This is a genomic window from Oceanicoccus sagamiensis (assembly GCF_002117105.1).
Classification (GTDB): Bacteria; Pseudomonadota; Gammaproteobacteria; order Pseudomonadales; family Dasaniaceae; genus Oceanicoccus; species Oceanicoccus sagamiensis.
Map to the genome: position 1 here is coordinate 91779 of NZ_CP019343.1, position 22064 is coordinate 113842.

Below are 22064 nucleotides of genomic sequence, written 5' to 3' on the forward strand. Positions count from 1 at the left end.
AGTGATGGATTGTAGTGGTCGCCGTAAACAACAAAGGAATCATCTCCGGCCATATCAGCGTAAATTACGGCGACTTTTTCCATCAAAAACACTCAATATGGCCTAAAAAGATTCCCCCCCTGTCTGCCTCCGGGTTAATACTCAGAACTGACAAATTATAATTAAACCCAAGGGGGAGAGCCTTTATGGCATCTGCACAGAATCACACCATGAGATTGTCTGCGCTGGCAGCAGCTATCGCACTGCCATTTACAGTCGGTAGTCACCACACCCAGGCAGATCAACAACTGCGGTTGGAAGAGATCCTTGTCACCGCCCAGAAACGGACTGAATTAGCCCAGGATATTCCTTCGACTATGAATGTGATCGATGGCGATGCCCTGAAGGACTTTAACGTCACCACCTTTGACGATTTGGGGGCTTTAAGTGCAGGTTTGCGCATTGACAGCCAGACTAGCCGCAGTGGTCGTATCGTTATGCGCGGGATTGATTACAATCCGAATTCCGCCTCGGAAGCCTCAGTAACCACCTATTGGAATGAAGCGATACTGGATTCCAACGCCATATTCCAGCAGATGTTTGATGTCGAGCGGGTTGTCGTACTTCGCGGCCCACAGGGTACTTTGCAGGGTCGCACCTCCCCTGCCGGCTCCATTAATATCCATACCGCGCGCCCGGATCTTTATGAGCAAACGGGCCAGGTTAAAGCGACGGTCATGGATAATGATGGTATCAATACCCAGGCGGCAGCCAGTTTTCCGGTGATACCCGGCAAATTAGCGGTGCGTGTGGCCGGGGTTTATGATGAAAGCGACCTGGATGAAATCGAAAATATTGTCACCGGCGAAGTCAGTCATGAGGAAAGCACAGCTGGACGCTTAAGTGTCAGCTGGTTACCTACTGATAGCCTGACTGTTGATTTTACCGCCCAATATCTTGAGCGTGAAAACGATGATGTGTATGCCCTGGCCGGTACACCCACTGGCGATCCCAGACTGGACCCGGAGGCTGTGCTCAAAGAACTGGGTGAGTTCGACCGCCGTGGTGCTTTAGTGGGCCTTGATAGCACAGAAGACAATACCGATGCCGACTTCCTGAACACCTCGCTGGTGGTCAACTGGGAGCTGGATGCCCACACGATCACCTGGGTCAGCGGCTACCATGAGACTGACTCAGTGCGTAACTATGACCAGTCAATGGGTAACGCCAACGCAGAGAATGTCAGGCGTGTCCTGACTATCGACGACCGCACCGACTGGTCCCAGGAATTACGCCTGTCCAGTGATGAAGGCGAATTCTGGGAATATACCGTGGGTCTGTACTACGAAAATGCGGATATCTTTTATTCCCAGGAAAATTATCAAATTCCTATCAGCCCACTGGCACCAGGCAGCAACGTAGTAGTCTTCCCGGGAGAGGCCGAGCGCCTGGGTCTATTTACCCATAACCAGTTCTACCTCAACGATGACTGGACCCTGCAGGTAGGTGTTCGTTACCAGGAGTATGACGCTGACCGGGATATTTCGACGGTGGCTGGCGATAATGGCTTCGCCTTCGCCGGTCCGGGCGACCTATTGGTACAGGTACTCAGCGACGAACAGCAAAGCTATGAAGATGATGCCGTGACTGGCCAGATCACCTTGCAGTACCAACTGAATACTGACGTTAACCTTTACGGTCTGGTGGCTACCGGCTGGCGCCCTGGCGGCGTGACCGTTGCCGGCAAGGTGTTGCCTGAGGACGTTCTGCTATTTGAACCGGAAGACAGCACCTCCTATGAACTGGGCTTTAAGAGCACGTTAATGGATGGTGCCGTAAGGCTAAACGGCTCCCTGTACTTCCAGGACTATGAGGACTATATCGCCCGTGTTAACGCCATCAATGTCCGCGAGCCCAGCGGTGATATTGGAACCTCAGGTATTACCACCAATGGCGATGCCGAGGTCTATGGTGCAGAGTTGGATGTGACTGCATTGCTGAGTCAAAACTGGTTTATCGGCGGCACGCTAAGCTATAGCGATGGCGAGTATGCCGATGGCACCGAGCTGCCCTGCAATGAGTTTGACGACAGCGGCGCACCGGTGATCCCGGATGGTGAAGCGGTAGCACTGTGCGATGAAGGCGGCGAGCCCATCGGCAGCGCGGCGGACTGGACTGCCAGTATCAACAGTGAATACAGCGTTCCCTTTGACCGTTTTGAAGGCTATGGCCGTATACTTTACACCTATACTGGTGATCGCTTTAGCCCCCAGAATCTTGATGTCGACCCCTACCATATCGTTAACCTGTACGTAGGTATTCGTGAAGAGCAATGGAATATTGAAGTGTTTGCCACCAACCTGTTTGACGAAGAAGCATTGCGCGGTGCCGGCGGTACCGAAGCCACACAGCTTGTCCGCCGACTACCGACTGGCTATGGCATGCGCTTCCCGGTTCCCGGTCGCCGGATAGGTCTGACAGCCAGCTATAACTGGTAATGCCAGGGCCAGCCACACAGGGATGGGTGGCTGTCTGGCAATTTGTTTGCCTCACCCCGGAATCGCCGAATTACTGCGCAGATTCCGGGGCTTTTATCCCTCCCCTCTCGCTTAATACCGAACGACTGAAATTTTTTCCTGCATCCTGCTGATGCTGGTGGCGAAGTTTTCAAGCCGGTGAAAGATCAGTTAGCAAGAAGAAATGACTATTGAGAGTGCCGTTGAAAAATAGTTAAAAGCGCACTGTAATATTTGTAGGGTGGAATATATTCCACCATCACACACCCTACTAGCTTTCCCCACCCAAGTCATTCCCGCGAAGGCGGGAACCCAGTGCCGGGAGATTCCCGCCTAAGCGCACTGCTGTCCGGGGAAAAATCGGGTATTTGCCCAGAGTGCTTGATGTGGCTGCTCTTTAGCGAGACCACCGGCGGTAGACTCAAAAGGGAGGGAGTGAGCAAGGGCTGATGTGTCAGGGGACGCTCAGGCCGTCCATGTACCCAAAGCACTCCCTGTGGTCGCGGGGCAGGCTCGGCGCTCGAGAAAAATGCGTCCTTGCATTTTTCTCGAGCGCCCATGGATGGTTTAAGCGTCCCCGGAAAACCTCTACCCACCTCAGCTCGTTCCTACCCCCTCTACTAGCCCAAACAACCAACAAATTAATTTATTCCGGACAGCAATGCGCCTAAGCGGGAATGACGGAATAAAGTCGTGCTTAGTGAATAGCCCTAATCGTCTCAGGCTGCTCAAGACTGATAAAATGATTGGTCCCTGTGGTCTCAAGAATCGACACACCTTCGTTGCGCTTTTTCCCGTTAGCCGCACTTTCCAGCATACTGGATCGGCTCAGGGAGCTATCCCGCTCACCGACAACCACAGTGATCTCAGGATAAATATCATAAACCTCATAGCCTCGGTCGCGCTGCCACTGGTAAATCGACTGGACATTGGTGACACAGGTGGCATAGCGACGACTGGTACAAAAGATAGATAAACACAGCTGGGTTTTCAGCTCATTCGTTGGTCGCATCATGGGGTTTTTTAACAGTCGCTCGGCGCTGACATTACGCATAAAACCAAAGAAAATCGGCAGGAAGTAAGTCATTATTCGATGGGGCAAGGGATCCGAGCCTATACCGGCAATCCGGGCCTGGGGCAATACCGGCCCCTCCAGAATCGCACGCACCGGACGCTTATCGGAGCGCATTAATAGCGGATATTGTCGCCCGGCTTCCAGCACCACCGCACCACCACGTGAATGACCGTGCACACAAACTTCCCGGCCACGGGCCAAACGCTCAACCACCAACCCCAAATAAAAACCATCGTGTTCAATGGTGCCTTGTTTATAAGGATTATCCGGCCAGGTCAGCGGAAAGGCATAATCCTTTTCCCCTTCCTTTATCTCTCCACCTTTAACGAAAGGACAATGATAATTGGCATTATTGACCAGAATTAATTCGGCTTCTTCGTCTTTATAAAGCTCCTGAAAATAGCGCATATCTTCCAGAAAGCCGGGAAAGCAAACAATGGTACTAGGACAATGATTAATAGCCGGGCGCCGGGCTATATAGGTACTGCCCACTTTCATCAGCTCACCGCTAAATTCCGCACGGTAAACCTGCGGCAAACTGCGCAGGCGCCAGTATTCCCGATAGGCGTGTAAAACCAGCAACAGCGATAGCAGTATTAACAACGTAGTCATCATCTCTTTTAACGGAACTCCAGCTCATCATCATTTTGTCGACCAAGGCGCAAACCAATAAAATCCCGAATATAATTCTGGTAGTTGCGCCAAGGCAGGCGATCGCCATTTTTCGGCATCATATCGCGCGCGCGCAACACATAGCCCGCATCAAAGTCCAGCATCGGTACTTCACCCACATCACCCTTAACTTCAGGCGTCACACTGCTGTAGCCATTGTGATCCATTTTATTCAGCAAGCGACAAACATAGTTACTGGTCAGGTCGGTTTTCAGGGTCCAGGAGGAGTTGGTATAGCCTACGGTAAAGGCCATATTGGGTATACCCGAGAACATCATGCCTCGATAAACATAGTGCTCGGTAATATCGATTGCCTTACCATCGATACTATGAGAGATACCGCCAATAAACTTCAAATTCAAACCGGTTGCCAGTACTACAATATCAGCATCCAGCTGTTTGCCAGATTTAAGCGCAATACCCGCTTCATTAAACTGGCCAATATGGTCGGTTACCACTTCAGCTTGCCCATTGCGGATTACATCAAACATATCGCCATCAGGCACTGCACATAAACGCTGATCCCAGGGATTATAGTCAGGCGTAAAGTGGGGGCGGATATCATAATCCGGACCCAGCGCTTTTTTCACTTCCCCCAGCAGAAACTTTTTAAGCTGGCGCGGTTTTGTACGGGACAGATGGTAGACATAAATCTGGAACAGGACTTTTTTCCAGCGCGTCAGGCGGAAGACCCAGCTATCGGGCAAAAACTTGCGCAGTGTTTTTGCCATCGGATCCTCCGAGGGCACATTGGCAATATAGGTGGGTGTGCGCTGTAACATCACCAGGCTGCTGGTCTCTTTAGCCATAGCTGGCACCAGCGTAACTGCGGTAGCGCCACTGCCGATAACCACAACACGCTTGCCTTTATAATCCAGGTCTTCAGGCCAATGCTGGGCATGAAACACCTCACCCTTAAAACGATCAACGCCATCAAAATCCGGCATATAACCCTGTTCATAATCGTAGTAGCCGCAGCAATTCACCATAAACTTACAGCTAATGGTCACTTGCTCACCTGTATCTCCGCGCTCCGCGGTGATCAGCCAGCGCTTGTCCGTTGATGACCAATCCGCCGCCACCACTTTATGCTGGTAGCGAATCTGTTTTTCAACATCGTATTCCGCAGCAGCTTCACGGATATAGTTAAGTATTTTATAACCGTCGGCGATCACCGACTTATCAGTCCAGGGCTTAAAGCCATAGCTATAGGTGTACATATCACTATCAGAGCGAAAGCCGGGATAGCGGAATAAATCCCAGGTGCCACCGCTGGTTGTACGGGATTCCAATACCATAAAACTTTTGTTGGGACTCTGGCGGCGCAACTGACAGGCCGTGCCGATACCGGCAAGACCAGCGCCAAGGACTAAAACATCTACGGATTCCATACTGTTTTTACTCTTCATATAAGGCTATATCTATAGTTGAGTGCTGGGCGCGCTATACCAGATAGGCGACGACCAGGCGCGCTCCTGAATGGTAGCTGCCAAATCAGAGCGAGGGGGTTGACCGGCACGGATAGCATCCCAGGTTGACCAGCGGCAGACCGGGTTTTCCAGTACGCGCACATAGTAAAAGGCTTGCTGTCCCGGTTTAAAGTTCGGGTCCTGCCAGAGGGTTTTTAACTGGGCCGCACCGACATTGGCGGAGCGGGAACAGTCTTCGAGGTTAACCGTTGCACCGTTATCCGGGCAGCGATGGGTTTTGGGGTCGACACTCAGGCCATCGGAACAGGCCACATCATAGACTTGTTCCTGATGCTCACCGTTTTCCAGCCAGCCTTTGATTATCTGAACCCTTTGTAATTGTGCGGTATTAGGATCGGCCATTGCCCAGGTTAAAAAAGTGGGTTGGCGATTTTCATCGGCTTGCAGAGTACTACCCATGGCAACACCCTGCTCGTAGGCCTGTTTAATCAATTCAGGGTTATCCAGACTGGCATTGGCAAGATCATAGCCGGCAAAAAAGCGTACTTTGATACGGGTACCACTGGTGCCAAACGTTTCCTTGCGACGCAGTGCACCATAAATTGCTTCACGGGTATTTTCTTCCGCCCAGACACCAGTAATGCCAGAGGCGCCCCAGTATTTATAGCCGAAGTGTAAATAATTTTTTCCGTCGACTTTTTCTACCATTTCACTGGCCGCTATTTTAATCAAGGTGCCGTAGAGAAAGCTGGCCGGTACAGAGCCGCGTTTTTCCGGCGTACTGTCGAAGGCACCAATTTTTCCGAAGTAATTATCTTCATAAATCGAGGCGGCAGCAGTATGAGTATCACTGGCTGCGACGACTCCATGCTGAAAAGGGTTGGCACCGTTAGTTTCTGCCAGGGATAAACCGCGCTGCCAGGCGTTCCTTACATAACTGCCACGGGGCTCACCGGGTATGCGGGTGGCGGTGCGCCAGGGAAAAATTTCAAAATCGGCCCACTCATCATTTTTTGATAATAAAGGATGGGTATCAGAAGTCCCTTTAACCTGGGTGATTTCCACCAGCGGTTCATTGCGTAAACGCTGTTCGGCATAGGCCTGGTCAATGGGATTACCGTCCCAGTCAGTCAGCTTAAACATCTGGCCGTTGGAGCCGTTACTGTTATGGGGAATAGACAGGCTTTCAACACCTTGAGCCCGCATCGTATCCATCCAGTCCCACAGTCCTTCAGGGTTTATACTGTTTAAGCGCGAGAAAGGCTGTGCCGGTAAGCGCTCGGTACCGCGGAAAATCACATTGCGGTGCAGGGTCTCCCGTTGCGCTGTGAAAGAGGTATATTCATAACCCGCAAAGGTGGTAAAAAAGCCGGGAGTATAGGCTGCATCCGCAGCTGCTACGGTTTGCTTCCAGGCCGACCGCAATGTGCTGTTAATCACCTCGTTATCAAAGGTACCGTCAAGCAGATTGACCACAATATCACTGGTAAAGTTATTAAAAATTTTATTTCTTTTCGCCAGATCCAGCAGACCACCATCCACGGAAGCATTAATATTGTGGTAGGGCTTTGCCAGTTCGTACTGGGAAAATGCAGTGCTGGTATCAGAGGCTTGATTAATCATGCCAAGCATAACCGCATGATCTGTTACCGCATAAAAATCCAGCGGTTGTACCAACTGCACTTCAAAACCACTGGGGTGAACAATCGGCTCACCCTGGGCATAGCGGTAGGCATCCGCTGGTGTCGCAGTGGTACCAAAGGCCGAAGCATCAAAGGACAAGGTGGTATGTACATGCAGGTCGCCAAAATAGGCATTGCGGTCGGGGTTTGCTGCCGGGCGATTATCTTTAGACTCTACCACTTTTGGAAAGCTAATGACTTTATCACTGGGGGGAATCACAGTATTGGTGTTGCGAAAATAGTGCTGGGCCTCTGCTCGCTTTTCTGCCTGCTTATCGGAGCAAGCTGCGGTCAGGGCAACCACCATTAACAGGGTCAGGCGAATCATCATAAGACACTTCTCTTCTTAGCGACCAGACTGGGTATCAGCTTTACAGCTGAGTTTGATCGTTATTTCAATGTCTCGCATTATAGGGGCTCGCCCTCTAACAGCAGGATCATAAACGGCCAATTACAGGCCTACTCCTCCAATCCTGACCCAAATCAATAATTTGACCGGAAATGCTTACCCGGAAATACGGGGCTTATTGACAACGCCTCGGTACAAACGAAAGAAAACCATCGCGGCAACAGCACTGACCACCATCGTTAATGCCATATTGGTTTGTACCCCAAAGGGCAATACCGTTGAAGCTGACGCCACCAACGAGCCAACCCCAAAACGAAAACTGCCCACCACCGATGAAGCCGTACCGGCAATAGTGGCGTGACGCTGTAATAAGGTGGCCATAATATTAGAGGCCACCATGGAGATGGCGCCAATCATCATCATACAAGGGCCCACCACCCACCAAATACTATCGACAAATAGCGATGGCAATAATAACAGCGCCCCAGCCAGCTGAATATATAACCCCCGCCGCAACATATTAGGCGCCCCCTTTCGTCGAACATGACGACCATTGAGAAAGGTTAATAACATCAGGGCAATAACATTTAACGCAAACCAGTAAGCGACTTTATCCACCGCAATACCAAAACCTTCTATATAAACAAAGGCCCCCGAAATCAAAAATGAAAACAGGCAGGCATAGCTAAAAGCGCCGCTAAACATTAACGTCAGACTAACAGGGTCGGCTAACACTTTGCGATAGTTACGAAGCGTACTACCCAGCGCCATGGGCTGGCGTTTTTCTCTGGGATGGGTTTCGGGAATAAAAAGTGCTATTAGCAAACAGGCTAACAGACCCAGAATGGCCAGCGCCCAAAAAATACTGCGCCACCCCAACCACAGGGCAAGATACCCCCCTGCCAGTGGCGCCAGCAGCGGCGCAATAGTCATAGACAGCACAATAAAACTCATCACCCGTGAATAGTCATCTTGCTCAAAGCGGTCTTTGACACTGGCAGAAATCATCACAGTCGCTGCCGCACCGGCAATACCCTGTAGCGTTCGCCAGAGCAGCAGTTCATTGACGGATTCAACACGGGCACATAACAAGCCGGCAATGGCGAACAACACAGAGCCCGCCAGCATCACCCTGCGGCGGCCAACGCTGTCAGAGATAGGGCCAACCAACAGCTGCCCACAGGCAAACCCCAACGTAAATACCGTCAGGGTTTGCTGTACTTGCACAGCGGAAGCATTAAAGGTTTGGGCAATGGCGGGCAGCGCTGGCAGATACATATCAATCGCCAGCGGTGTTAGCGCCACAATAAAGGCTAACAGCGCAATGAGCGGGATAGTTAAGCGCTGTTGTGAGTGAGCGTTAGTGATCATAACAGTGTAAAACACTCCTCTGCGGATTAATCCAGACAGGATTGCTCCATACGCGCTCACGAATGCTGGCGGCTACCCGGTAGTTAGCGTTCGAAATTATAGCGTACTGTAGCACCATAAGTTTTCGGCGGCGTCAGGAAGTAAGCGGTGTGACCCACGTAAGCATTGCGACCCGGCGTCAGACTGGCGTATTCATCATCGGTCAGGTTTTTACCCCAGATCGAAATATTCCACTGATCATTGCGCCAACCGGTTCTCATATTGACCAGCGTTCTGTCATCGACATCCTTTTCCTGATAGTTGGGAACACCGGTGGTGATATGGTCATCCTGGTAGGTATAGTCGCCACGCAGGAACAGCATACCGTCACCCAGCGGGAAAACCACCGTCGCACCCAGGTTACCGCTGTAATCCGCGGCGTGAAGTAAAGGCCGCCCTTCAGAAGGTCCCTCGGTCACCTCGTAGTTATGCAAATAGATAACGCCAGCGCTCAGGGTCAGATTGCTAAGTGGCCGTGCTTCAAGTTGTATATCGATACCGGAAGTTTCCGCCTCGCCCTCGTTGACAACAATAGTGCCCAGGCCATCTTCTCGCCCTCGTTGAGTTTGGTAATCCTCAATTTCGGTCAGGAAAATAGCCGCGTTCAAGCGCACACTGCTATCAAACAGGGTGGACTTCAGGCCCACTTCATAGCTGGTGGTAAATTCATCGTCAAACTCACGCTCTTCGACAGTACCGTTAACACCATTAAAATTGCCCGATTTGGTGCCGGTTGAAGCACTGGCGTAGACCATACTGTCGTCACCCACGTCATAGGCCGCTTTCAGCAACCAGTCGACATTCTCACTGTTGCGGTCCAAAACCGCATCTATGGGTTCGGCAGATAAATCGAACAGCGTATCCAGACTGTCATCCCCGGCGGCAAGCGACGTAGAAAAATTATCAACGTATAAATCAGCTTCCCTGTCTTCTTCTGTCCAGCGTATACCGCCGGTAAAGTGCCAACGGTCAGCTACATGCCAGGTGGCCTGGCCGAAAACGGCGAATGTCTGGCTATCCCAGATATTTTGCCCAAACAGATAATCGCCCGGCTGCGCTACCGTAGAAACATCACCCGGCAGGCCTTGCTGACCGGCAATGGTAAGAAAGTCTTCACCCAGAACGGTGGTAGGGCCGCCGTCACCACGCTGGATTTCCTGATCGTAATAAAACAGGCCCAACATATAGTCGATATCGCCATAGCTGGAAGTCAGTTGCAGTTCCTGGGACAGGCTCTCCCCGGCTGAGTACTCCTCAAGCGTGTACATAACATCCAGCTGGGAACGGTCGGCATCGCTACTGCTGTAATAATCGTAGTCACTCCAGGCCGAAATCGAGGTCAATGTCCCCCAACCCAGGTCGTAGTCGATATTCAGGGAGACCATGCTGGACTCCATATCAAAGCTACTGTCCTGATTCACGCCGATCTCGTAGTCATAGGGGTCATTTTTGTCCCGTGGATAGCCCTGGTTCTCCAGCTCGTCCTGGACAATATTTTCATGCACTACGTCAGCGGCACAACAGGTAACATCCCTGCCCATAGTAGAACCACTTAGCAGAATGCTGAGTTGGTCGCTGGGCTCCCAGATAATTTTTCCCTGTATATTCCAGTCATCAGCGTCATTCTGGTCATTGCCGCCCACATTGTCATAGTAACCATCGTGCTGGTGAGTATTCCCCGACAAACGATAGGCTACCGTATCACTGATGGGGCCGGTCACAGCCACGGTTAGCTGGGTCTTATTGTAATTACCGGCAGTGGCCTCAATATAGCCTTCAACCCCTTCAAAGCTGGGTCGCTTGGTAAACACACTAATCAGGCCAGCATTGGTATTCTTACCGTACAGTGTTCCCTGCGGCCCCTGTAACACTTCGATACGCTCTATATCAGTCAGGTCAGACATCCCCAGCCCGGAACGCCCCATAAATACACCGTTAACAAACAAACCAACAGAAGGTTCCAGCGCAGGATCGTTTTGCGAGGTGCCGATACCCCGAATAGCAAGCTTGGTATTAAAGGGGCTGGAATTACTGGTGACCGTAAGACTTGGGGTCATAATCGCCAGGTCATTGGCATTATTTATGCCCGCCTCCTGAATGGTTTCCGCGTTAAAAGCATTCACCGCCACTGGCACATCTTGCAGGCTGGCACTGGTCTTGGTTGCCGTAACAACCACTTCTTCAAGCTGAGCCCCATGGGCAACAGAAATCGATCCCCCCAGTGAAAAAAGTACTGCAGCAACCAGTGGTTTGATTGTTCTCATCGTTATACCCCAAAAATTTTATTGTGTTTTATCCGCGGACTATAAGACTGCCTGATATCAAAAGGGGAATCATATTCGGTCAAAAAAGTACTGTTTTCCTGTGACAAAAAAACATAATAACTGACCGAAAATGATTCCCGTTTTCCAGCAGCCCAGGCGTATTGTTGCGATCGTTTAAAAAATGTTCGTAACGACACAGGGGCCTTTTACCCTGAATAAAAGAACCATAAACCAACAATAAATCAGGCAGTCGGCGCTAATGATTTTTTCCAATGGCAGATTTTCACTAAACGATGACATTGTCAGTATTGTCTATGTTTCACTGCTGGAAGACGTACTGAAATCAGCCGGTTATGAGCCCGAAAAAAACTGCGGACTGAGCGAAGACCTGACAAATTTTCGTAAGCGGATAAGTTCCGAAGAATATATCAATGTACTGGAGAGAACCTTAAAGCCAACCGTGGCAGCCGGCCTGGGTTTTGAATACGGTAAACTACTCGATATTTCAGCCGCCGGCACCCTGGGCCAACTTTTGATGTCCAGCCGCGATATTAAACAGGCGCTGGAATTATTTCTTAAATATTTTTCATTATTATCATTGCCCGTTCTTATTGAAATTTCCCCCGATGAAAAGGGCTACCATATTGAATTCAATCGCTTGTGTCCAAGGGAAACATCCAACCCGGTCAAGTGGTTTTTAACTGAATCCTTTCTTTATAACTGGTTGCACCAGGCGCGTTTTTTAACCGGTAAAAACCTGAAATTCGGCAGTGTTTCTGTCACCTATAAACGCCCACCCCATTGGCGTATGTACCAGGGCATGTTTGGTTGCGAGGTGGAATTTGGTGCAAAAACAACAGCCATTTTCCTGGATCGCGATTATATGATGAGCCGTATACCAACCAGTAATGAAACGGTACGAAAAATTAAAGAGACCCAATGTAAAACCTTGCTGGAAAAATGGCATTCAGGATTATCTATTGAAGAACAAATTACCAACCAGTTAATCGCCTGCATGCCCATCATTCCCTCTCTGGAATGTATGGCTGAAAAACTCCATCAATCACGCAGCACACTAAGCCGTAAATTGCGCGATAACGATAGCAGCTATCAGACCATTACTGATAATTTTCGCCGAGATATGTCAATGGACCTGCTTAACAATACTGACCTGACCATCTGCGAAGTCGCCGAGAAAGTCGGGTTTAGTGATGATTCGAATTTTCGGCGAGCTTTTAAAAAATGGACTGGCATTGCGCCCTCGGATATCCGGAGCAGCCATACTCAAAACCCCGAAGGAACCCACTAACAAACACTAACATCAACACAAAGCTGAGCTTAAAACACTTATAGAACAAGCTTAAGCAAAAAAATAATAGAGAAAATTGGAGTACAAGTCATGACCCCCTTATCGCCCCCCTGCCAAAAAACACTTTTAGCTACCCTTATCCCCCTGCTGCTGTCAGGCTGTGGCGGTGGCAGCAGTGTCGACCCCGCCGAGCCTGAAGCTCCACTGTCCGGTGTGTTTATCGATAGCCCGGTAAGTAATATCAACTACCAGACCAAAACACTGAAAGGTGTCACTGATAGCAACGGCGCTTTCCAATATATGGAAGGGGAAGTAGTCACCTTTTCCATTGGCGAAATTGAAGTGGGAAGAAGCCAAGGGCAAGAACAGATAAGCCCTTTGGATCTGGTGGGAACAGAAGACAGCGAGAATATTGAGGTCATCAATATCGCCAGATTACTGCAAAGTCTGGATGCGGATGGTAACCCTGACAATGGTATAGAAATTACTGAGCAGGCCAAAGATAACGCCCTGACTCCTGTGGACTTTGCTGCCGATAACTTTGACGAGCAGGTTATTAACCTGGTGGCTAGTAGTGGCTCTGAAACAACAGAACTGATCAGCCCCAAAGCAGCCCGAAATCATTTGGAAGCGTCTCTGGCGATCATCCCTGTAGACTCTGACAATGACGGGGTTCGCGATAGTGAAGATGAGTATCCGGATAACAGTTTTGAATCTAAAGATACTGATGGCGATGGGGTTGGCGATAATGCCGATGCATTCCCTACCAATAAGGAGGAGACCGTAGACTCAGATGGCGACAATGTCGGTGACAATAGTGACTTTGCCCCCTTTGACGCTTCGATACAAACGATCTGCGATGATACCAAGCAACCATTACAAGATCGTGACAACGCCGGCTGCTTCGAAGACTCCGATGGCGATGGCGTTAACGATGGCTTTGATGCGTTTCCAAATGACGCTTCCGAAACAACAGATAGCGATGGCGATGGCGTCGGCGATAATGCAGACGCGTTCCCTAACGACGCCGGTGAAATCTTGGATTCAGATGGCGACGGGGTTGGCGACAATGCCGATGCCCTTCCAAACGACAATACAGAAACCACTGATAGCGACGGTGACTTGGTAGGAGATAATGCAGACGCATTCCCAGGTAATCCTGGAGAAAGCGTTGACACCGACAAAGATGGCGTTGGCGACAACGCTGATGCCTTTCCTAATGATATGACAGAAACGGCAGATACCGATGGCGACGGGGTTGGCGATAATGCCGATGCATTCCCTACTAATGCGGAGGAAACCGTAGACTCAGATGGCGACAATGTCGGTGACAATAGTGACTTTGCCCCCTTTGACGCTTCGATACAAACGATCTGTGATGATACCAACCAACCAGTACAAGATCGTGAGAACGCCGGCTGCTTCGAAGACTCCGATGGCGATGGCGTTAACGATGGCTTTGATGCGTTTCCTAATGACGCTTCCGAAACAACAGATAGCGATGGCGATGGCGTCGGCGATAATGCAGACGCGTTTCCTAATGACGCCGGTGAAAATTTGGATTCAGATGGCGATATGGTAGGCGACAATGCCGATGCCTTTCCATATGACAATACAGAAACCACTGATAGCGACGGTGACTTGGTAGGAGATAATGCAGACGCATTCCCGGACGATGCTACCGAGACAACGGATACTGACGGTGATGATGTGGGCGACAATGCTGACGCGTTCCCACATGACCCCAGTGAATGGGCAGATAGTGACGGCGATAGCGTTGGAGATAACGGTGATTATGCGCCTAATGACGCGAGTATTCAGACTTTATGTCAAGCTGAGCCCAGTGCAGAAGAGTGTCGAAACGATCCCCCTGTCGCAGTTATTTCAACCAGCGAGAACAGCCCAGCCATAAACACATTAATTGAACTTGATGCCAGTAACAGCTCGGACCCTGAGGGCGAGTCGATCACCTGGCGCTGGAGCCTCCTCCCTGCCAATACTACTGCCTTTTTTATTGAAGATGATGAGACGGAAGAGACAAGCGTTAATGTCGGCAACCTTTCGGGTACACTGATTGTTAGCCTGGAGGTCTCCGACGGCGTTAATACAACGTCCACCCAGGTACCCATCAACGTGACCAATGCCACTCCTGTCGTTGAAGCAGGCGCAGACCAAAACGCATTGATCAACCAAACCATTGATCTTTTTGGTAGCGCCACAGACAACGAAACCGATAGCGAGTCGTTAAATTACAGATGGAGTGTTATCCCCGAGAATGCTGGCACCTTCGGCAATACAGCATCAGCTATTACAACCTTTACCTTTGGTGGCGATCCGGGCGGATTCACTCTCAGGCTGACAGCTGATGATGGCGAGACAGAAAATTTTGATGAAATACTGGTACAGAGCTGCGCGGCCACCCCTGGTACATACTCAATGGAAGGCACAGTGAAAACTGTTGCGCCAATTGGTGAAAGCTTCGCCATAGCCGTTGAACAGCAAGTGCAATGGGGCTTTGATATTGATAGCACCGTAACGGGTTTGGTCTCGGCAGGTGATATTAGCGGTAATTATGCAACAGATCCAAGGGATGCGGCTGACGGTGCTCGATTTGTCGTTTGGGCTATTGGCGGCGTCGGGACCTCACCCGTTGTTCCTATTCTGTTTAACGGTACAACGGGCATTAACTCTACTACCATGACTGTCGACGGCACAAACGTAACCGGCGGCAGCATTGAATTTTTTGGTAACGCAGGTACCGGCCAACAAGCCACTATCCTGATTGATTTTGACGCCGGCACCTTTGATATCTGGTCCGGCACTACCAGCTTTGGCGGAGATAAGACCAACATCTTTTATGGTGCCGGGGGCACCATCAATACCGTTACCAGGCCCAACTGTGTTGGGCAAAACTGAGCCAATAGGGTGACTGGGAGGTGGTCACTGGTAAAAAATCAGTGTCCCCTTGGCCAGTTTTTTTGTAAAACACCTAACAGCTTCTGCACAGATACTGGCGTTGTACACACCGTGTATAACGCCAGGTTTTTATACCTATTGATACCACTGACTTCTTAAATAAGCGCTACTCCTAACGGCACCACCGACTATCTGCAAGAGACTCTTATTCAGGCATCAGTCTTTAACCTTGACCATGATGGCATACTGGGCTGCCCTGCTTGCTATAAAACCCGCGGCCTCGCGAAGGAAGGCATCTTCTATGACTTCGAAGTAGGCTACAACCGGCAGCGGCGACACAGTCATCCGGGCGGTGTCAGCCCAGAGGCGTTTAAAACAGCCTCAAAATTAGCGCCGGGAGTGTTATAAAAAGTTTTGGCAATCCATACTCTTAGGGTTTCTTTACTACTAACCATGCAATGATATGCACCCCACATCAAGGTAGCAGGAAGATAGGAAAAACAGGGATAGCTATGGAAAAATAAATCATAAAAAAACCCCTGCATACTAATATGCAGAGGCTAACGGGAAGGTGTATATCCTTATACTACTCTGTCCTGAAACCTAAACGAGGAATTTATGCTGCGCGGCGTTTACGACCAACACCAGCCAGACCGACAAGCGCTGAACCAAACAACCAGGCTGCAGCAGGTACGGGTACTGCTGAAGGTGGAGGCGCCGTCAGGGTACCACCGCCACCATATTGGAATACGCTGGTATCTCCGCCAAAGCTGGTAGTGCCGGACCAGATATCAAAGGTGCCGGCGTCAAAATCAACCAGGATAGTGGCTTGTTGGCCAGTAGCTGCGTTACCATAAAACTCAATGCTGCCGCCAGTGACAGTCGTAGCATCAGTGGTCAGGCTAATAGAGTTAATGCCATTTGTACCGTTTTTCAGAATAGGAACAACGGGTGTAGTCCCGACGCCGCCAGCACCCCAAACGACAAATCGAGCACCATCTGCGGTAGCCGTTGTTCCATTCGTTGCATAATCACCACTAATATCTGATGCTGTGATTGCACCACCAAAGGCTGCATCATCAATATCAAAACCTACTGAAACGTCCTGGCCAACGACCATGCCAAAAGCGTCACCAAATGGCGCAACAGTATCAAGGGTACCGCTAAAGCCGACTGTAGCCGCCTGTGCTGAAACACTAGCTACCGATACTGTAATAGCAGCTGCCAATTTAGATAAATTCATTTTTTTCATAATTTTTCTCCGAGAGAATGTTTTATTGTTGTATTTCCGACGATTAAAACCATCGGAGCTAACAATATCAGCGCCCCACTTAATGAGAAGGTTAGATAATCTCAATATGAGACAGGTGTGACACTGATAGGACTGTCGAAATAATTAACGATTTTTCTTACAGCTAAAGAGCCGGTTTGAAGGGAGGGACTACTACTGGCTTTTTCGCCCGACAAGCCAGTAAATACGGGGGTATAGCTACCAGCAAGGCGATCATCAAATAATAGAATCTTGCAGTAAAAAACAGAAAAACTGACCCGGTAAAATATGATAACTATTTACAATAAGATACCAACACCAGGAAAAAATTAAGGATTTACCGGAGACAAACCGCCACCTGCCAACACATAGCCGGCAATCATCCAGCAGTGACTGATAGCACCAATAAACACAAAACCATGCCAGATTGCATGGTTAAACGGGATGCGTTTATTGATATAAAAAATAACACCCACACTATAGGCCGCACCGCCCAGTAATAGCAAAATAAACGCGACTAACGTCAGCACCTGGTATAGCTGGTAAATCACTAACACCGATAACCAGCCCATAATTAAATAGCTAATGATCGAAAATCGTTTAAAACGCCCAGCATAAAACGCCTTAAAAACAACCCCCATTAAGGCCATACTCCATACAATCACTAATAACATATCTGGCAGTGTGCCCTGTATCGAAATCGTTAACATGGGGGTATAGGTACCAGCGATCACCAGGTAAATAGCACAGTGGTCAAAGCGTTTAAAGAGTTGTTTGGTTTTAGGGTGACTAATAGCGTGGTAAAGCGTCGAGGATAAAAACATCAGTATTAAACTGATTCCGTAGACCACAATACCGGCTTTCTGTCGCAGGCTATGCTCTGCCGGCATCACGTTTATCATATAAACCAGCGCGGCAATGGCCACAAAAAAACCGACGCCATGGGTAATTGCGTTAGCCAATTCTTCGCGAGGTGAATACGGGGCGGTATAAGAATTTAGAGAAGACATGATAGATGATTCACCACACCCCATTGTTGGGTGGATTAAAATCCACCCTACCCGTTGGAATTATGCTGCCTGGTATTAGACCCAAAAGCCGGAAATATCACCCTGCAAATTGGCCGCTTATGATCCCCTGACTTTTATAAGCCGGATTAAAATCGGTAAAGCTCATCATAGATGCAAAAGAGGCCATCTGCGGCAACGCCAAAAGGCGATAGGCTATCCTTTACCTTATGAAACGCTGCTTTTGGCAGGGTCTCTTTTTAATCGGTATGGCTAATAATTATAGTGAGCCCTATTTAAATTATGGAATCATATTCGGACATATTAAGACGGATACCTTGTTCAGGCTGAGCGTAATCACTAGTCACAGGAATAAAATGAAAGCAAACCGACTACACTACGACGTTTTCAGGCAACTGATGTCTGAGCTGGAAAAGGCAAAAATCACTCAGGACAAGTTTTTGTCCACCGTCCGTAAACGGGGCGTGGTACTGCCAGACGCCAGTGGTGCCGTCTTTTCAGGGGCTGACTCGCTCATCTTTCTGGAAACCGCTATCGACCTGACCGGTGACCCCTGCCTTGCCATCCGGCTTGGACAAAAGATTGGTATTGAAAGCTATGGGACCTTTGGCTTTGCCCTGATGACCTGTGCCAATCAACGGGAATCCATTGCCTTGCTGGAGCGCTATGGCAAGATCGTATTTGAACCGGCCTGGCAATCTTACGAGCAGGATGGCGGATTAATATTGCGAGTCAATTTCAATACCGGAACACCCGAGCAACAACAACTGGCCACCGAGCTGTGTATTTCAGCACTCACCTCCGTGGGCACCTCGCTGAACAGGGGCCACACCGGCGGTGCCGAGATACAACTCACCTACCCTGAGCCACCTCACCTGGCCTACTACCAGAGTGCTTTTCCCGTACCGATAAAGTTTAACGCTGATCACAACCAACTATGGTTGCCATCAGCTTTGCTGGATACACCCGTTAGGACCGCCAACCCCTCCGAACACGTCGTCTTTCACCAGCAGTGCGAAGAAATGCTGCGCAGCCTGGACAGCGTCCAGAACACCACCACCGCCGTACGGCGCTTGCTGATCCAGTCTGCCGGGCAATTTCTCAATATCTCCGAAGTCGCCGATCGCCTGCATGTCAGCGAACGCACACTTAGACGTCGCTTAAGTGCTGAATCCACCACTTTTACCGTGGTGTTTGAGGAAATCAGGAATTTACTGGCAAGAGAGTACCTTAGCGAAACCTCATTAACTGTCGCAGAAATCGCTTATCTGCTGAACTATGCAGAGACGGTCAATTTCCGTCGGGCCTTTGTACGCTGGAATGGACAAACGCCGAATGAATTCCGCAAACAGCCATCCAGCTAGTGTTTAATTAATACCTGACACTCTGTAATCGGTTTTATCAGTAGCAGTGCCTTGACCGGGAACCCGCCTTTTTATAGAAAGAAAGTGCCTAACCCGTTTTTTATATCTGATAATTCTCTTTTATATTGATTAATTCGCATTTTTAATCCGGACCGGGTTCACCCAGCGCGTTTAACAAACCCGTCAATAACCCCCTTGGCTGAAAATGATTCCCTTCTAAAACTATTTCTCCAGTAAATTACCCGCCTGATTTTGATTCTATAAGAAGAGCACCAGCCAATGAATTTTACCACCGACCCCCGTTTTAATTTCGCCCGCCAGCAAATTGCAGACAGCAATACCGATAATTACACCTCAGTACTGGATCTGTTTGAACGGGCCTGTACTGAATATGGCGACAGTATTGCCTTTACCTGTCTGGAACAGGATATCAGCTTTGCACAAATCGAAAAGCTGTCAGCGAGCTTTGCTGCTTATCTTCGCAGTGAAGGCGGTTTGCAGCCGGGTGACCGGGTGGCCATTCAACTGCCTAACCTGATTCAGTATCCAGTGGCGGTCTGGGGTATTCTGCGGGCCGGCCTGGTACTGGTAAATACCAATCCCCTGTATACCGAACGGGAATTGCGCCACCAGTTTCAGGACAGCGGTGCCAAAGCGGTAGTGATACTGAATGAATTTCTGCCAACGGCGGAAAAAGTGATTCCTGATACTGATATCCAACTGGTTATCTCGACCAATGTCTTCGATATGATTGAAGCCCAGCCTGCACCGGAACACCAGCTGGAAACTTCAGTGACTTTGCAGACTTTACCGGCCGCTATCGCTTCTGGTGAAAACCAGGACCTGCCAGCTTCCCGCCCTACTCTGGACGATATTGCCGTACTGCAATATACCGGCGGCACCACTGGCGTTGCCAAAGGCGCCATGCTAAGTCATGGTAATCTGATTGGCAGCGTAGCCCAGGGTAAAAAACATTTTGAGCAAGGCAATACTTCTATTAGCGGTCTATTGATAGCCCCGCTACCCATCTACCATATTTTTGGATTCTGCGTTTATCTGTGTGGCAATTTTGCCGCCGGCGGCCAGTCAGTACTGATCCCCGATCCTCGCAACCTCGATAGCCTGCTGGATGTAATGAAAGCGTTTCCTTTTACCGGTTTTGCCGCCGTTAATACCATGCTGGCCGGTTTAATGAATAATCCTAAATTTGATGACGTGGACTGGTCACACCTGAAATGGACGATAGTCGGTGGCGCAGCCCTGGTTCCGGATATCGCCGAACAATGGGAACGGCGCACCAACACCCGCTTAATTGAAGGCTATGGCTTATCTGAAACCACTGCCAACCTGACATTGAATATGCCCGAAACACGCTGTATTGGCACCGTGGGCAAAGCCTTTGGCTTCCAGGATATTAAATTAGTGGATCAATCCGGCCAACAGGTCGCGGACGGCGAAAAAGGTGAAGTCTGGGTCCGTGGTCTGAACGTTATGATGGGCTACTGGCAACGGCCTGAGGCGACTAACGAAGCTGTTGATCCGGAAGGCTTTTTTAAAACCGGCGATATCGCTGTAAAACTGGAAAACAGTTTTTATAAGATCGTAGACCGCATTAAGGATATGATTATTGTGTCCGGTTTTAATGTCTATCCCAATGAAATCGAAAACCTGATTACCAGTCACCCCGATGTGTTTGAATGCGCGGTTATAGGCGTTAAGGATAATCAAACCGGGGAAGCGGTTAAAGCCGTCGTTGTGCGCAACAATAGCGCTCTAACCGCAGAGCAGCTGACTGCGTTTTGCCGTGAAGGGCTTACCCCTTACAAGGTGCCCAAGCAGATTGAGTTTCGTGACGACTTGCCCAAGTCCACCGTCGGTAAAATTTTACGGCGCGAGTTGCGCTAGATCACAGCAACGGATTCAGCCAGGATACCGGCTGCGATATCGGGCTGACGCTGATTATTGATTAAACGATTGGCGGCTCGAATGGCATCACAGCTTGACCAGCGACAGGTCGTGTTCATTAACACGCGAACATAGTAAAAAGCACTTTGATTCGGATCGTAATCCGGGTCGCGCCAAAGGTTTTTAATTCAGCTGCACCGGAGCCGGCACTATACTGGAAGGTGGACAAATCGCCGCTGGCACCATTTCAAATCATTAACGGAAAAAAGGCTATGAAACAACCACCAAACGCACGCTTACGTCAAAAGTACCTTTACAGCTGCTCTGTACTTCTACTTAGTTGGCCGCTCACAGGTTGTAGTGACGACACCAGCGCTGACACCACTGGGCCTGCTATTACTCTAAATGGAAATGCGAATATTGAAACCACGATGCTTTTTGCCGCAATCTTCGCGGTGCTGCATGTGATCTTTACCCTGCGTGTAGGCGGCTATCGCTTCCGCAGCCGTATCAGCCTGGGGGACGGCGGTGACAACGAATTGCGCAACCGGATCCGCGCCCACGGCAACTTTGTTGAGCAGGTGCCCATTGCGCTGTTGTTGTTACTGCTCAATGACCTCAATGGGCTGGCCGACAGCACATTGATGATCCTCGGTAGTGTGTTGCTTGTTTCTCGCCTGCTGCACTATGTGATGATCGTGTCCCGTTCACTGCCCATTGTGCTCAGGCCGATTTCAATGATAGGGACACTGGGTACTATACTCGCCAGTGCCATCTTGTTGCTTGTATAGCTTCCGGCTCTGGTTAGGCCCAGGTTGGGGTAACGACGACAACACACAGTAGAACGCCAAGCAGTATTCGGTTTTTCCTGGACACAACGTGATCACATTAAACT

Annotated in this window: 14 protein-coding genes and 1 pseudogene; 7 read left to right on the forward strand and 8 right to left on the reverse strand. The window is 49.6% G+C overall.

Annotated features, from left to right (window positions below; genetic code table 11):
- The first annotated feature begins 185 nt into the window (after nt 1–185).
- A complete protein-coding gene (locus tag BST96_RS00395) occupies nt 186–2477 on the forward strand; it encodes a TonB-dependent receptor (RefSeq protein ID WP_085756793.1) in 2292 nt (763 codons plus the stop codon).
- 715 nt (nt 2478–3192) lie between these two features.
- Here the strand turns inward: BST96_RS00395 and BST96_RS00400 are convergent.
- From BST96_RS00400 to BST96_RS00420, 5 genes are all read right to left on the reverse strand, one after another.
- On the reverse strand, nt 3193–4185 hold the full coding sequence (locus BST96_RS00400; protein WP_085756794.1) for an alpha/beta hydrolase: 993 nt from the start codon (nt 4183–4185) through the stop codon (nt 3193–3195).
- A 5-nt stretch (nt 4186–4190) separates the two neighbouring features.
- Complete coding sequence (locus BST96_RS00405) at nt 4191–5651, reverse strand: flavin-containing monooxygenase (RefSeq protein ID WP_085756795.1); 1461 nt, start codon at nt 5649–5651, stop codon at nt 4191–4193.
- 12 nt (nt 5652–5663) lie between these two features.
- Nucleotides 5664–7685: a DUF3604 domain-containing protein gene (locus BST96_RS00410; RefSeq protein WP_085756796.1), complete on the reverse strand. Its 2022-nt coding sequence runs from the start codon at nt 7683–7685 to the stop codon at nt 5664–5666.
- A 174-nt stretch (nt 7686–7859) separates the two neighbouring features.
- The gene (locus BST96_RS00415) at nt 7860–9074 is read right to left on the reverse strand and encodes a Bcr/CflA family multidrug efflux MFS transporter (protein WP_085756797.1); all 1215 of its coding nucleotides are present in this window, start codon (nt 9072–9074) and stop codon (nt 7860–7862) included.
- 83 nt (nt 9075–9157) lie between these two features.
- Nucleotides 9158–11377 carry a TonB-dependent receptor gene (locus BST96_RS00420; RefSeq protein ID WP_085756798.1) on the reverse strand — a complete coding sequence of 740 codons (2220 nt, stop codon included), beginning with the start codon at nt 11375–11377 and terminating at the stop codon, nt 9158–9160.
- A 259-nt stretch (nt 11378–11636) separates the two neighbouring features.
- On the opposite strand from BST96_RS00420, the gene BST96_RS00425 reads away from it, so the two are divergent.
- The 3 genes and pseudogenes from BST96_RS00425 to BST96_RS20270 form a co-directional block, all read left to right on the forward strand.
- Nucleotides 11637–12686 carry an AraC family transcriptional regulator gene (locus BST96_RS00425; protein WP_085756799.1) on the forward strand — a complete coding sequence of 350 codons (1050 nt, stop codon included), beginning with the start codon at nt 11637–11639 and terminating at the stop codon, nt 12684–12686.
- A gap of 90 nt (nt 12687–12776) precedes the next feature.
- Entirely contained in the window at nt 12777–15602 is a 2826-nt protein-coding gene (locus BST96_RS00430; protein WP_085756800.1) for a thrombospondin type 3 repeat-containing protein, read from the forward strand.
- A 264-nt stretch (nt 15603–15866) separates the two neighbouring features.
- A pseudogene (locus BST96_RS20270) lies at nt 15867–16010 on the forward strand (IS3 family transposase); the annotation flags it as partial.
- A 208-nt stretch (nt 16011–16218) separates the two neighbouring features.
- Here the strand turns inward: BST96_RS20270 and BST96_RS20615 are convergent.
- Together BST96_RS20615 and trhA are read right to left on the reverse strand one after the other, a co-directional pair.
- Nucleotides 16219–16854 carry a hypothetical protein gene (locus BST96_RS20615; RefSeq protein ID WP_085756802.1) on the reverse strand — a complete coding sequence of 212 codons (636 nt, stop codon included), beginning with the start codon at nt 16852–16854 and terminating at the stop codon, nt 16219–16221.
- A gap of 347 nt (nt 16855–17201) precedes the next feature.
- A complete protein-coding gene (gene trhA, locus BST96_RS00445) occupies nt 17202–17882 on the reverse strand; it encodes a PAQR family membrane homeostasis protein TrhA (RefSeq protein WP_085756803.1) in 681 nt (226 codons plus the stop codon).
- Between the two features lie 374 nt (nt 17883–18256).
- Between trhA and BST96_RS00450 the strand changes: the two genes are divergently transcribed.
- Both BST96_RS00450 and BST96_RS00455 read left to right on the forward strand, forming a co-directional pair.
- On the forward strand, nt 18257–19264 hold the full coding sequence (locus BST96_RS00450) for an AraC family transcriptional regulator (RefSeq protein WP_085756804.1): 1008 nt from the start codon (nt 18257–18259) through the stop codon (nt 19262–19264).
- Nucleotides 19265–19543: 279 nt separating this feature from the next.
- On the forward strand, nt 19544–21169 hold the full coding sequence (locus BST96_RS00455) for an AMP-binding protein (protein ID WP_085756805.1): 1626 nt from the start codon (nt 19544–19546) through the stop codon (nt 21167–21169).
- Here the strand turns inward: BST96_RS00455 and BST96_RS00460 are convergent.
- Entirely contained in the window at nt 21166–21294 is a 129-nt protein-coding gene (locus tag BST96_RS00460; protein ID WP_240554863.1) for a DUF3604 domain-containing protein, read from the reverse strand. The genes BST96_RS00455 and BST96_RS00460 overlap by 4 nt on opposite strands.
- Before the next feature lie 147 nt (nt 21295–21441).
- Between BST96_RS00460 and BST96_RS00465 the strand changes: the two genes are divergently transcribed.
- Nucleotides 21442–21960: an MAPEG family protein gene (locus BST96_RS00465; protein WP_085756807.1), complete on the forward strand. Its 519-nt coding sequence runs from the start codon at nt 21442–21444 to the stop codon at nt 21958–21960.
- The last annotated feature ends 104 nt before the right edge of the window (nt 21961–22064 follow it).

Coding starts and splice junctions, on each gene's coding strand:
- BST96_RS00395 (WP_085756793.1), top strand. CDS start 186: ATGGCATCTGCACAGAATCACACCATGAGATTGTCTGCGCTGGCAGCA.
- BST96_RS00410 (WP_085756796.1), bottom strand. CDS start 7,685: ATGATGATTCGCCTGACCCTGTTAATGGTGGTTGCCCTGACCGCAGCT.
- BST96_RS00425 (WP_085756799.1), top strand. CDS start 11,637: ATGATTTTTTCCAATGGCAGATTTTCACTAAACGATGACATTGTCAGT.
- BST96_RS00420 (WP_085756798.1), bottom strand. CDS start 11,377: ATGAGAACAATCAAACCACTGGTTGCTGCAGTACTTTTTTCACTGGGG.
- BST96_RS00450 (WP_085756804.1), top strand. CDS start 18,257: ATGAAAGCAAACCGACTACACTACGACGTTTTCAGGCAACTGATGTCT.
- BST96_RS00465 (WP_085756807.1), top strand. CDS start 21,442: ATGAAACAACCACCAAACGCACGCTTACGTCAAAAGTACCTTTACAGC.
- BST96_RS00400 (WP_085756794.1), bottom strand. CDS start 4,185: ATGATGACTACGTTGTTAATACTGCTATCGCTGTTGCTGGTTTTACAC.
- BST96_RS00455 (WP_085756805.1), top strand. CDS start 19,544: ATGAATTTTACCACCGACCCCCGTTTTAATTTCGCCCGCCAGCAAATT.
- trhA (WP_085756803.1), bottom strand. CDS start 17,882: ATGTCTTCTCTAAATTCTTATACCGCCCCGTATTCACCTCGCGAAGAA.
- BST96_RS00430 (WP_085756800.1), top strand. CDS start 12,777: ATGACCCCCTTATCGCCCCCCTGCCAAAAAACACTTTTAGCTACCCTT.
- BST96_RS00415 (WP_085756797.1), bottom strand. CDS start 9,074: ATGATCACTAACGCTCACTCACAACAGCGCTTAACTATCCCGCTCATT.
- BST96_RS00405 (WP_085756795.1), bottom strand. CDS start 5,651: ATGAAGAGTAAAAACAGTATGGAATCCGTAGATGTTTTAGTCCTTGGC.
- BST96_RS20615 (WP_085756802.1), bottom strand. CDS start 16,854: ATGAAAAAAATGAATTTATCTAAATTGGCAGCTGCTATTACAGTATCG.